Source organism: Vibrio sp. MACH09, from assembly GCF_033238805.1.
Taxonomy (GTDB): domain Bacteria; phylum Pseudomonadota; class Gammaproteobacteria; order Enterobacterales; family Vibrionaceae; genus Vibrio.
Genome location: NZ_BSFZ01000001.1, coordinates 3,102,746 through 3,114,718 on the forward strand (window position 1 = coordinate 3,102,746; position 11,973 = coordinate 3,114,718).

Consider the following 11,973-nt stretch of genomic DNA (forward strand, 5'->3'; position numbering starts at 1 on the left):
ATTTAGTCTTTTCACGCATCAAAAAAATGCGTAAAATGCGCGCCCTTGCTGGTACAGAACTGTGAAGACGTTTTGAGAATCGGAAAACACCAACTTAAGAACAATTTGATCGTCGCGCCGATGGCCGGAGTTACTGATCGACCTTTTCGTGAGTTGTGCCTTCGATACGGCGCGGGCATGGCAGTCAGTGAAATGATGTCGTCTAACCCGCGTGTATGGAAAACGTCAAAATCCCAACAGCGCATGGTGCATGAAGGTGAATCGGGCATTCGCTCAGTACAAATTGCCGGGTCAGATCCACAGCTAATGGCAGAAGCCGCTCAGTTTAATGTTGATAATGGTGCACAAATTATCGATATCAATATGGGTTGCCCTGCAAAAAAAGTAAATAAGAAACTTGCAGGTTCAGCACTACTGCAGCATCCGGAGATGATTAAAAATATCCTCTCTGCGGTGGTTAATGCGGTAGATGTACCAGTCACACTGAAAACCCGTACTGGCTGGGACACAGACAATAAAAACTGTGTAGAAATTGCAAAAATGGCCGAAGACTGTGGCATACAAGCCTTGGCACTCCATGGGAGAACAAGAGCTTGCATGTACAAAGGCGAGGCAGAATACAACAGTATTAAAGCGGTAAAAAACGCCATTTCAATACCCGTTATCGCCAATGGGGATATCGACAGTGTTGAAAAGGCAAAATATGTACTGGATTACACCGGTGCAGACGCTTTAATGATTGGTCGGCCTGCCCAAGGTCGTCCTTGGATTTTTAAAGAGATCCAACACTATTTGGAAAACGGCACCACGATGCCCGCGCTCCCTTTAGAGGAAGTAAAGGCAATTTTACTTGGTCATGTTCAAGAGCTTCATCAATTTTATGGTGAGTTTCTTGGCCCCCGAATTGCTCGTAAGCATGTTGGGTGGTACTTAAAAGAACATGAGCAAGCCAGTGAGTTTCGCCGTACCTTCAATGCCATTGATGTTGCTCATGAGCAGCTTGATGCGCTAGAAGGTTACTTTGTAAAATTTGCATCATAAATTACGAGAAGAGCTAGACATAATATGTTCGAACAAAATTTGACTTCCGAACCACTAACAGTAACTACTGTAACTTCACAAGATCAAATCACTCAGAAACCTCTGCGTGACTCTGTAAAAGCATCTTTGAAAAACTACCTTGCTCAGTTAAATGGTCAAGACGTGAGCGAGCTTTACGAATTAGTATTAGCAGAAGTTGAACAGCCGCTACTAGACACCATTATGCAATACACTCGCGGTAACCAAACTCGCGCAGCTAACATGATGGGCATTAACCGTGGCACTCTTCGTAAGAAGCTGAAAAAATACGGCATGAACTAATCTAGATTAGTTAACAAAATGATTTTAAAGCCCAAATAGCATTGCTATTTGGGCTTTTTGTTTTGTTGCTAGAAAAACCTTCTACTCACATTTACTTACAAACTGATCTGCCTCAACCAACAAGCAATTATTGTTAATACAAATAGATTTGTTAATAAAAAATAAGTAATACTGATTAAAAGAGGATTAAGTTCATTGTAGTTGGTGACTTTATGGATATATACACCTTAGCAATCTACAGCTCCATATTAGCAATCATAATCGCTAGTGCACTGCTAATAACTCATAGATACATGTTTGCAGGGATAGCAGTGGGAGTTGATCAAGTGGGTTATGCTGTCCTGTTATTGGGCTTAAGCATTGTTCCTCTAGCACTAGGTTTTACTCAATCTTCAACATATGTGGTTTTTTTCTCAAACTGCACATACACCATAGCTTTTTGTTTATTACTTGCAGGAATAACAATATTGCGAGGGGCAAATCACTCTCTACTTTTAGTGTCGATTATAGTGACTATTTTTGCCATTGGTTTCTTTGCTCACAATACCATTCTCTCTCCCTCTGTTACATCAAGGATTGAAACGCGAAGTGTCTTAGTTGTTGCCATATGTGTACTAACTATTTACGCAAACCATTCAGGGACAAGGAAAGACAATGATAAGGCCAGGCTTCTACTGAATCTGACTTTAATCATAAATGCTTTGTACATGACTTTTCGGGCCATAGTAACCTTATCAGACGGGCAGATCTTAGATTACTATTCAACATCAGATATACATAAACTGTCCTTTGTTATCACCACCATCACCATTATCAGCTTGGTATTTACTGTATTTTGGATGTTAACCGATCGATTATTAAAACAGATCTACCACTCCTCTATAACAGATGAACTTACGGGACTTTATAATAGAAAAGGTCTACGAAAGCTTATTCCTCGTTTTATCCATAAAGAGCATGAAAGTAATATATCGATACTTCTTGCTGACATAGATCACTTTAAGGTGATTAACGATACGTTCGGTCATGACTATGGAGATAAGGTGATAAAACACTTTGGTGAAATCCTTATAAAATCATGCAGAGAAAATGACGTTTGTTTTCGTTACGGGGGAGAAGAGTTTATTGTTATTTTGCCGAATACTAATGAAGCCCAAGCAATGCAAATAGCTGATAGAATTAAGGTTTACACTAAAAGTCGCTCAGAGGCAGAACTCTCATCTGGTCAATACACCGTGAGCATTGGCTTAACAAAGGCTCAGAATAGTGATGACTGGAGCTCCTTAGTTAACAGAGCGGATAATGCTTTATATGATGCGAAAACCAAAGGACGTGATTGTATAGTTAAACACTAACTAACGAGTTTCAGCACCTTTGATAACCTAACAAATCAAACTCTTATTGCACACGATTCTTCATTTTTATACTCTTACCAAGCACTGGCAACATCCAGTGTCGGGATTAGAGACCTCGCATTCATTTCTGGGCACATGAACACTAGCAACCTCTAGTATCTAATGTGCGTTGTTAGCACACCTATAAAATTTGCTCGGGCTCTTTAACCCGTAGTAATGAAATATTGGTGAGTTAAACTGGCAACTATAGCTGGCTACTTCGTACATAAAAACCTTGTTCAGTTAAATATCAAGGACTGGAGTCTTTCTGGTGTTCGCTATTGATATTGATGGAGGCATTTATGTCCGATTTTTACCAACAAGTTGAAGATTTTATTCTTTGTGCGGTCGCTGATAATTCAACAGAGGATCATGCTAACAATACCGAGGTTGCCCTGTTTCTGTTGTCATTACTCTCTAGCCATAAGAGAGAAGAGTTAGCGCAATTACAGCAAGATGAGTCGTAAACATTTAAACGCCCTTGTGGGCGTTTTATCATCTGAGACGAGTATACATTCGGAGAATGGCGACGAACTTTAGAGGGTGAAGGTAAACGATTAAAGCCTATTTACTCTTCCTTGGTTGGCTCTTGCTGCTTTATAGAGGCTCTTCTATTCCATATGTACTCAGGGGCGCAACTGGCACAATCATTACATACTATAGTTTTCTCTAAAATCCTACTTCCCCATGGAGGAAGCGCCCACTCTTCAGATAGTATTGAACTTCCGCAAAATGGGCATGGTTTGCTATCACTGAACGAGATATCACTATCTTCTTTCATTTATTATCACCATTTGACGTTACTTAATTAATGAAAAATGGCTTTCTAACTCGTTAAGCCAGCGAGAACGTTTTTTATCTGATGCAGGCTTTACTTGTGCGTAATTTATCCATTTTCGATTCTTCACGCCAATCTTCCAAAAAGTACCAAGAAGCATGGCTTTTTTAATGGCGTTACCAAACAGAAGACGATAAGCAAAAGAGGGGGTATTCATTGTCGTGATCATCGTGACTCCTTTTAGATTATCTAAAAGCGAATACATCCCTAATCCAGTATCTTTATATTGATATGCAATGCCCGGAAAAACGACTTTATCTATAAAGCCTTTCATTAGTGCTGGCATCAACTCCCACCAAATCGGGAAGATAAACACAATATGATCAGCCTGCTCAATACGCTGTTTATATTGCAGTACTTGAGGGTCTAACATTTGATGTGCTTTCTCAGGTTCAGTTCGTGCCAACGCAAAAGCTTGCAGATCTTTTGCTCTCATCACTGGGTCAAAGTTATCTTTATCTAAATGGATCAAATCAATGTCATGATTGGCGGAGGTTAAACCATTCGTAACGGAATTTAACAGGGCATTACAGAAACTTCCCTCGTAAGGATGATTGAACACTACAAGAACTCGCATATATACCTCTTTTACAAAACGGCGACGCGAGACATCTTAGAGCAGCAGGAGCCACAGCAACGATAACATATGTTATCAATTGCTCTATTTTCTACATCGGATTCGGCTTAATGACACAGATGTAATCCCCAAATACGACGCGATGTAATGTTGCGGGATCATACGGATGCTCTCAGGATGGGTTTTAAGTAACTCTTGATAACGTTGCTGAGGCGTATCTTTAATGCGGGATAGAAAAAGCCGTTGGTAGTGCCTTAACCTCTCACTGACGAGTTTAAACCCAGCTTCTTGTAACTGCGGAGACTGAGAAATTATTTGCTTAAAATCCACCATGGGCATGGAATGTAAGGTTGTAGGTAACAAAGCTTGATAGGAAAACGGGCTAGGTTCGCTAAATAATAAGCTATCACAAGCCGTTATGATGCTGCCCTGCATAAAAAACTGAAAGGAGATATCTTTTCCGTCTTGGTTGAACCAAGAGCGAATACACCCAGTTTCAACAAAATAGACGGTATCACATACCACACCTTCTTCAATAATGGTCTGTTTTTTACTGAGTTCAGTTTTTACTACATGGGGCTCTAACGCCGACCAGATAACGCGGGCTGTGTTCATAGGCTTACCCCATTAATGATATTTAACTATGCTGCCAGGGTCTGTACTAAAAATAATAAATTAAAATATAAAAAGAGACACACCCAAACCCGCCATCAGCTGGTTTGGGTGTAATGTTCATTACTTTAACGGATCATTATCAGGCAATGCGCTGTGTATCCACAGAGCCAGTCGTTTTTTAACATTTTTGCCGTCGGTTTTATCGGCTGGGAGAGGAGTGATTTGCTTTACTTCGACTAAGAACAAGTAAAGTGCCTTAGCTTTTATGGGTTGCGCAGTTGCGTCATCAAACAGCTGAAAGCCCTGCATTTTCGCCATCTTACTGCCCACTTCTAATGCTTTTTTGAACAGCTTGTCTTCATTCATTATCTTGGTCGTTTTCGACACATGCTCACCATAGATATCATCAAATTGTTCAATGAGTATATATTAAAAAAAAGCGCTTTGTTTTTAAACTGATAGCAAATACTAAGCGTTGTACTTTTAATATTTCTATAGCAAATCCGATATCCTCTATTATTTCTATCTCTACGAAATGCTGATATCTTTACCCGCAGTCGTCATTGAACATCACGCTCACTAGGAAGCTTCATTATGAAATCAGCAAGCACAGCCGTATTAGCCCTTAGCGCTGTACTTTTTGTATCTGCCTGTGCAGAAATTAAAGAGACAGGAAAAACCATTGGACACTCCACCAAAGAGATCACGACATCGATCGGGCACGCTTCTCGCGACGCGGTTAAAGCCGTTGGTGAAAGCACGTCTAAGGTTGCCGATGATATTGAAAAAGAGCTGAATAAATAACAAGATAGCGTCCGTCAGTTCACTAATTCTTGCAAAAATACGTACCTATTAGCATTTTCATTAATTTGAAGAATAAAAACTGCTGTTTTAATAGTCGAAATGTATTAAATATGTCAGTATCCACTCGACAATAATAACTACATATCGTTTTAACGCAGTGATAGGTAACACAGTAAATGTTTGATATTTTTATAGAAACCGTTGCAGCACTTTTTGCTACAGTGGTTTTCTTTACGATCTTAAAAGCAACTACCCACAATTTAATTAAACAGCAGTCCGGCATTAAGTTAGTTGTTGCTGGATTTGGGTTGCTGCTATTTAGCCTAATTATTGATGTTACAGATAACTTTCCTTCTCTAAACTATCTAGTTGTTATTGGTGATACTGAGTTTCAAGCTTTCCTTGAAAAAGTACTTGGAACGCTACTGGGCTTTATTATTCTCGCCATGGGCTTTCGTCGCTGGCTTCCTAGTATTCGCGAGTTGCTGGAAACCCGTGAGTCTTTGGATCAACTCACCATTAAGTTAGATCAACGAGTTAATGAGCGCTCACTAGAGCTTCTGCAATCTAATACCCAATTAAAGCAACAAATTGTTCAACGTGGGGAAATAGAGCGAGAACTAAAATATCAAGCCCTGCATGACGCTTTAACTAAGCTACCAAACCGTCCTGCACTGATGGACTTCTTGAACTGTGAAATTTCTCGCGCTAGCTGCCAACAATATTTTAGTGCAGTGTTATTTTTTGACTTAGACAATTTTAAACAAATTAATGATTTACTTGGTCACGAAACCGGAGACAAAGTCTTAAAGATCACCAGTGATCGGTTAGAGAAAATTCGTCGCGACAAAGACTTTTTAGGCCGTTTAGGTGGCGATGAGTTTGTATTAGTTTTAACCGCGTTAAGCTCAGATAAAGAGAGTGGCATTCAAAAAGCACAAACTATTGCACAAGATATTATCGACACATTAGATAAGCCAATACACCTTGCTGAACATAAACTAAAAGCAGCCAGCTGTATTGGCATCAAACTATTTCCGGAGCAGAGCAATGAGTCTGTCGGCGATATTTTAAGACAAGCAGATACCGCGCTATATCATTCAAAATCTCTAGGTTCGGGACGTTTTAGCTTCTTCCATCATGATATGCAGAAACGAATAGAAGAGAGAGTAAATTTAGCCAAAGAGTTGCACGAGGCATTAGAGTCGCAACAATTTTACCTTCACTATCAACCACAAATTGATAGTAACGGAGCCGTGTTTGGGGTTGAAGCTCTGCTTCGATGGGATCACCCTACTCGTGATTTTATAGGTCCAGATGAATTTATCCCTATTGCAGAAGAAGCAGGACTCATCGATAAAATTGGTCTTTATGTGTTACGCCAAGCGCTTGTTGAATGCTCACAGGCGTTCTCTCAAGTGAAAAATACTCATTCACACGCATCTCATTTACCAACTGAACAGCCCCAAAGTGATCTCTCCTCAAATACGCACTCATTAAATGCACAGAAGGGTCTGTCCTTTAATGACATGTCTTTTAACGACATATGTTTTACTGACAAAGTGCTAAAAATTGCGGTCAATATTAGTCCAAGCCATTTTTTGCAAGAGGACTTTGTCGAGCAAATTCTGCAAGTTGTTCAGTCCTTCGATCAGGAGAACTTTCATCTTGTTTTAGAGGTCACAGAGAGTGTTGTCATTCAAAATATCGAAGATGTCTCTCGAAAAATGGAAACATTGCGCCAGATGGGAATAGGCATTTCCCTTGATGATTTTGGTACTGGTTACTCCTCTCTTAATTATATTAAACGGCTGCCTATTGATACATTAAAAATAGATCGATCGTTTATTTCGGATATTCTCCATGATCATCACGATGCCGCCATTGTAGACGCGATATTGGCGATGACAGATGCTCTAGGGGTTAAAGTTATCGCCGAAGGGGTCGAAACGGAGCAGCAACGACTGTTTTTGCAACAACGTGGCTGTCAGTTATATCAAGGTTATCTATTTTCTCGTCCAGAACTTATGTCGCAGTTAATTGCAAAGGGCATATTCTTGCAGGAGTGTGCCGAGGTAAAAAGTAAACACGACTCTGAGGAAGAGAGTTTGGCCTGCTGTACCAATGAAAATAGTATCGCGACTGCGTACTAGAAATTGACAGCCGACGTCGAGCTAACCGTTCGTTCGAATGGTTTATTACTTAACTTTAACTCAAAATAAAAAGGCAAAAACAGAAATAAAAAAGCGCCAAACCTATCATGATTTGGCGCTTTTTATGATTTTAACGGTTACTTTTTAGCATCCAAGATTCGCTGAATTCGAGGGTCAAGCTGCTTACCATGGCTAGCTTCAAACTCTTCTCTTTTTAGATCATTTAAGTTCTTAACTGAATGTTCTGCCAACAAGTTGCGAGGCAGTTCAGTCACTAGCATCCCGCGTTCCTGAAGGCTTTTCGCCTCCAGATAGTAACGTTTAAACAACTCATCAAGCTTGTACTCAGGCACGCGTTTTAGCTCATACAGTTTATTTTGTACTAACCATTTTTCTAGCTCATTGCTTGGTGCACGGTTTAACACCCTAACGCGGCTATCCATTCTCTCTTCAGTGGTTAGCTCTTTACTAAGAACTTGCAGTTCACCAGTGGATGGAGGCCAATACTCTCCACGTTGAATGCGTTCTCGACAGTGGCGCAATAGCCGATCAAAGTCCTCTTCCGTTAACCCTTCAGTAAACAAGATGAATTTGATGTTTGGCTCACTGCCATGGACGTGTTCCCATTTTGACTCATAGATTGAAAACAGCGTTCCAAATACGCTAATACACCAATCCGTAAGCTCTCCACTATCAGCATCAAAATGCTGTCCAACGCTGCTTTGTTGAGCAGGCTGAACAGATGTCTCTTGACTGGCTGCGCCTTGATAAGACGCAGGGGGCACTTCACTTGCTTGCAAAGCGTGCCCACTATCTGTTTCTTGCTGTATAGAAGAATCAGAACTTAGGTTTGTGTCCTTTTTGGATGACTTGCTGCCTGAAACGCTCAGATGGGCTAAGCTTCTGTTGATACCCAGCTGCTTTAGCTTTTCCTCCATCTCCTGAAGGTGTTGATCGACCGGTTTGCTGCCTTTCATATCTTTTCTCATTGGTTAGCCAGTTCTGAAGCTTAGATTCCACTCTAGAAATGGTCATCAATTCATTCGCACGCGCTTTATGGTGCATAACAAAATTCCGCCACACTACAGTGTGATCATTTGCTATTCCAGAAAAACGAAATGCACGTTCAGCCCAAGTTGGAATGCTGTTTTCATCTAAATCATAGGTTGAGATGGCATTGCCTTCACTACGCTTACTTCCCACATACTGAGAGCTGGCAGGAAATCCACCACTGTTCGTCTCTCGCATTGAATACACAGGTATAGCCGAGCTTTGATTATTGTCCATTGCAGGCTGAGAGAGGCTATTATCACTCTGTACCGGCATCATATCTGACACAGCAGGTTGTTGGTTAGCCACCGGTGATGCAATATTCAGTTTAAAGGTTAACGTCTCTTGCTTACCTTGACCGTCACGGCGAATTCTCTCAATGAATCCTTGCTCAGCTAATGACGTTAGGTGTGTTGCCATACCGATATCGCTTAACGAACAAAAATGACATACATCATTGAGACAAATAGAGCTATAACCATTTTCATTAGCATAATCCGCCAGTAGCAATAAAATCAGCTTATCGGTTGGATTAGAAACCGTCATTTGCCACGCAAAGTAGCTATATTTAGCACTCAAAGTCAGCGCCTCTGTTAGTGGTGCAATTAATTAAGCCTGATCTTAAGTTAACCGCTAGGTAAATTATAGTCACTTCGGTCAAATTCCTCGTTTTTAGCCAGTTTATTTTAACGCCTCTAATATTGAGCAATGGCTGGCATTATCATCATTGTGTCCACAGCAGGCATCATTGATCTTTTTTAACGCAGTACGGATTTTTGTCAGCTCCGCTATTTTCTCATCAATTACTGTCAGTTTTGCACTGGTTATTGCTTTTACTTCTGCACAACTATGCTGCGTCGCTTCCAGTCGAATATCGAGTAACTCTTTGATCTCTTCCAAACTTAAGCCAAGTTGTTTGGCATTCAATACAAACTTTACCTGTTCAATGTTGTTTTGATCATAAAGACGATATCCCGACTCACTGCGGCCTTTTGGCTCAATTAAACCGTTTTTTTCGTAAAAACGAAGCGTATCAACCGTCACGCCTGCGGTTTTCGCCAGTTCTCCAATTAACAACATATTACTGCCTTGTTTTTCATACTATTTACTGCAAATGATAGACTGAATTGAATAAACAACGAAAAAAGCAATCGATTGCGCGAGCATTTTACAACCAAATTAGTTAGAATACGCGCCATCAAATAGACGATAGAAAACGAGTTGACTCATAAGGTCTTTACCAAAAGTGCTTATTTACGATTATTCACAATCTGTAAGGTCATTTTATACCATATAGTAACGCTTTGATTCTCATGGCGATGCTATATGAATAATAACGATAAATACCCTAGACAAGGCTGGCATATCAGCTTAAAAAGGTATCATCACTACTGGATGGATATAATGAAGTAATTAAGCCCTATTTGGCAAATATCTTTATATCGACTCACTCGGAGAACTTGAGGAAAATGGAAGTAATGAATAATGTTCGCCCTATTCGCCGCGCATTGATCAGCGTATCAGACAAGACAGGTATTGTTGAGTTTGCAAAATCACTCTCTGAACGAGGCGTAGACATATTGTCTACTGGCGGCACCGCTCGCTTACTCTCAGAGCAGGGAATCCCCGTTACTGAAGTATCCGATTACACTGGTTTTCCTGAAATGATGGACGGCCGGGTAAAAACGTTACACCCTAAAGTTCATGGCGGTGTATTAGGTCGCCGTGGACAAGATGATGGCATTATGGCCCAGCATGGCATCAACCCTATCGATATGGTTGTGGTTAACTTGTACCCGTTTGCCCAAACAGTGGCAAAAGAGGGCTGCACTTTAGCTGACGCGGTGGAGAACATTGATATTGGCGGGCCGACCATGGTGAGAAGTGCCGCGAAGAATCATAAAGACGTGACAATTGTCGTCAATGCGAAAGACTATACACGCGTAATTAATGAGATGGATGCGAACCAACAGTCTGTTACCCTAGATACTCGCTTTGATCTTGCCATTGCCGCATTTGAGCATACTGCCGCTTACGACGGAATGATTGCTAACTATTTCGGCACTATGGTTCCTTCTTATGGCGCCAACAAAGAAGGGGATGAAGAGTCACCTTTCCCACGAACTTTCAATCAACAGTTCGAGAAGAAACAGGATATGCGTTATGGCGAAAACAGTCATCAAGCTGCCGCCTTCTATGTTGAAAGCAATCCTGAAGAAGCCTCTGTTTCTACCGCTTCGCAAATTCAAGGTAAAGCCCTTTCTTACAATAATATTGCCGATACGGACTCTGCTCTAGAGTGTGTTAAAGAGTTTTCCGAACCCGCTTGTGTGATTGTAAAACATGCCAATCCTTGTGGTGTTGCGTTGGGTAAAGACATTCTTGAGGCATATAACCGTGCTTATCAAACGGACCCAACCTCAGCGTTTGGCGGTATTATCGCCTTTAACCAAGAACTCGATGCCGAGACTGCGCAAGCTATCGTTGAACGTCAGTTTGTCGAAGTAATCATCGCGCCTAAGGTCTCTCAACAAGCTATCGAGATTGTTGCGACCAAAAAGAACGTGCGTTTACTGGAGTGTGGTGAATGGACAAACAAAACAACCGCATTTGATATTAAACGTGTGAATGGTGGCTTGCTGGTTCAGGACCGAGATCAGGGTATGGTTTCTCTTGATGACCTAAAAATTGTGTCCAAGCGTCAACCTAGCGATGAAGAGCTAAAAGATGCACTATTTTGCTGGAAAGTGGCTAAATACGTTAAGTCTAATGCGATTGTCTATGCAAAAGGCGACATGACTATTGGCGTTGGTGCAGGACAGATGAGTCGCGTTTACTCAGCGAAAATCGCGGGTATAAAAGCGGCCGATGAAGGCTTAGAAGTCGCAGGTAGTGTTATGGCATCTGACGCCTTTTTCCCATTCCGAGATGGTATTGATGCGGCTGCAGAAGCAGGCATTAAATGTGTTATTCAACCGGGCGGGTCTATGCGAGACGATGAAGTCATTGCTGCGGCGGATGAACATGGAATGGCGATGATCTTTACCGGAATGCGTCATTTCCGTCACTAGATTTCTCTTTATCTCTATTTATTGTTGTTATGAATAGAGTTTTTTTAAGCAATTGATGCCCAATCATTTTTAGATAAAAGGGAGAGCACGCGAACAAAAGATGGTAGAA

The 11,973-nt window shown here is 41.1% G+C and carries 14 protein-coding genes; 7 read left to right on the forward strand and 7 right to left on the reverse strand.

The annotated features are described in order from the left end of the window. Nucleotides 1-72: 72 nt before the first annotated feature. The 4 genes from dusB to CHJ_RS13970 all read left to right on the forward strand — a co-directional run bounded on the left by dusB (nucleotide 73) and on the right by CHJ_RS13970 (nucleotide 3,223). On the forward strand, nucleotides 73-1,041 hold the full coding sequence (gene dusB, locus CHJ_RS13955) for a tRNA dihydrouridine synthase DusB (protein WP_171752800.1): 969 nt from the start codon (nucleotides 73-75) through the stop codon (nucleotides 1,039-1,041). A gap of 24 nt (nucleotides 1,042-1,065) precedes the next feature. After that, nucleotides 1,066-1,362, forward strand: a complete 297-nt coding sequence (fis, locus tag CHJ_RS13960) for a DNA-binding transcriptional regulator Fis (RefSeq protein WP_171752801.1) — start codon at nucleotides 1,066-1,068, stop codon at nucleotides 1,360-1,362. Nucleotides 1,363-1,574: 212 nt separating this feature from the next. Then, nucleotides 1,575-2,717: a diguanylate cyclase gene (locus CHJ_RS13965; protein WP_317917951.1), complete on the forward strand. Its 1,143-nt coding sequence runs from the start codon at nucleotides 1,575-1,577 to the stop codon at nucleotides 2,715-2,717. Nucleotides 2,718-3,058: 341 nt separating this feature from the next. Further along, entirely contained in the window at nucleotides 3,059-3,223 is a 165-nt protein-coding gene (locus CHJ_RS13970; RefSeq protein ID WP_171752803.1) for a hypothetical protein, read from the forward strand. 101 nt (nucleotides 3,224-3,324) lie between these two features. Here CHJ_RS13970 and CHJ_RS13975 read toward each other — a convergent pair whose 3' ends face one another. The 4 genes from CHJ_RS13975 to CHJ_RS13990 all read right to left on the reverse strand — a co-directional run bounded on the left by CHJ_RS13975 (nucleotide 3,325) and on the right by CHJ_RS13990 (nucleotide 5,173). Then, nucleotides 3,325-3,537, reverse strand: coding sequence for a hypothetical protein (locus CHJ_RS13975; RefSeq protein WP_317917952.1), 213 nt, complete (start codon nucleotides 3,535-3,537; stop codon nucleotides 3,325-3,327). A 19-nt stretch (nucleotides 3,538-3,556) separates the two neighbouring features. Further along, complete coding sequence (locus tag CHJ_RS13980; RefSeq protein ID WP_317917953.1) at nucleotides 3,557-4,171, reverse strand: NAD(P)H-dependent oxidoreductase; 615 nt, start codon at nucleotides 4,169-4,171, stop codon at nucleotides 3,557-3,559. Nucleotides 4,172-4,255: 84 nt separating this feature from the next. Next, nucleotides 4,256-4,786, reverse strand: coding sequence for a Crp/Fnr family transcriptional regulator (locus tag CHJ_RS13985; protein WP_317917954.1), 531 nt, complete (start codon nucleotides 4,784-4,786; stop codon nucleotides 4,256-4,258). A 120-nt stretch (nucleotides 4,787-4,906) separates the two neighbouring features. Then, nucleotides 4,907-5,173: a DUF5062 family protein gene (locus tag CHJ_RS13990; protein ID WP_317917955.1), complete on the reverse strand. Its 267-nt coding sequence runs from the start codon at nucleotides 5,171-5,173 to the stop codon at nucleotides 4,907-4,909. Between the two features lie 207 nt (nucleotides 5,174-5,380). Between CHJ_RS13990 and CHJ_RS13995 the strand changes: the two genes are divergently transcribed. Both CHJ_RS13995 and CHJ_RS14000 read left to right on the forward strand, forming a co-directional pair. Further along, nucleotides 5,381-5,590, forward strand: a complete 210-nt coding sequence (locus CHJ_RS13995) for a hypothetical protein (protein ID WP_171752808.1) — start codon at nucleotides 5,381-5,383, stop codon at nucleotides 5,588-5,590. Between the two features lie 176 nt (nucleotides 5,591-5,766). After that, the gene (locus CHJ_RS14000) at nucleotides 5,767-7,743 is read left to right on the forward strand and encodes a putative bifunctional diguanylate cyclase/phosphodiesterase (protein WP_317917956.1); all 1,977 of its coding nucleotides are present in this window, start codon (nucleotides 5,767-5,769) and stop codon (nucleotides 7,741-7,743) included. Nucleotides 7,744-7,880: 137 nt separating this feature from the next. Here the strand turns inward: CHJ_RS14000 and CHJ_RS14005 are convergent, their stop codons facing one another. From CHJ_RS14005 to zntR, 3 genes are all read right to left on the reverse strand, one after another. Beyond that, nucleotides 7,881-8,660, reverse strand: coding sequence for a hypothetical protein (locus CHJ_RS14005; RefSeq protein WP_317918124.1), 780 nt, complete (start codon nucleotides 8,658-8,660; stop codon nucleotides 7,881-7,883). Further along, complete coding sequence (locus tag CHJ_RS14010; protein WP_171752810.1) at nucleotides 8,581-9,372, reverse strand: helix-turn-helix domain-containing protein; 792 nt, start codon at nucleotides 9,370-9,372, stop codon at nucleotides 8,581-8,583. The genes CHJ_RS14005 and CHJ_RS14010 overlap by 80 nt, the downstream gene beginning before the upstream one ends. 102 nt (nucleotides 9,373-9,474) lie before the next feature. Next, nucleotides 9,475-9,873 (reverse strand): Zn(2+)-responsive transcriptional regulator, encoded by a 399-nt coding sequence (gene zntR / locus CHJ_RS14015; protein WP_171752811.1) that lies wholly within the window; start codon nucleotides 9,871-9,873, stop codon nucleotides 9,475-9,477. Between the two features lie 398 nt (nucleotides 9,874-10,271). On the opposite strand from zntR, the gene purH reads away from it, so the two are divergent. Then, nucleotides 10,272-11,864 (forward strand): bifunctional phosphoribosylaminoimidazolecarboxamide formyltransferase/IMP cyclohydrolase, encoded by a 1,593-nt coding sequence (gene purH, locus CHJ_RS14020; protein ID WP_317917957.1) that lies wholly within the window; start codon nucleotides 10,272-10,274, stop codon nucleotides 11,862-11,864. The last annotated feature ends 109 nt before the right edge of the window (nucleotides 11,865-11,973 follow it).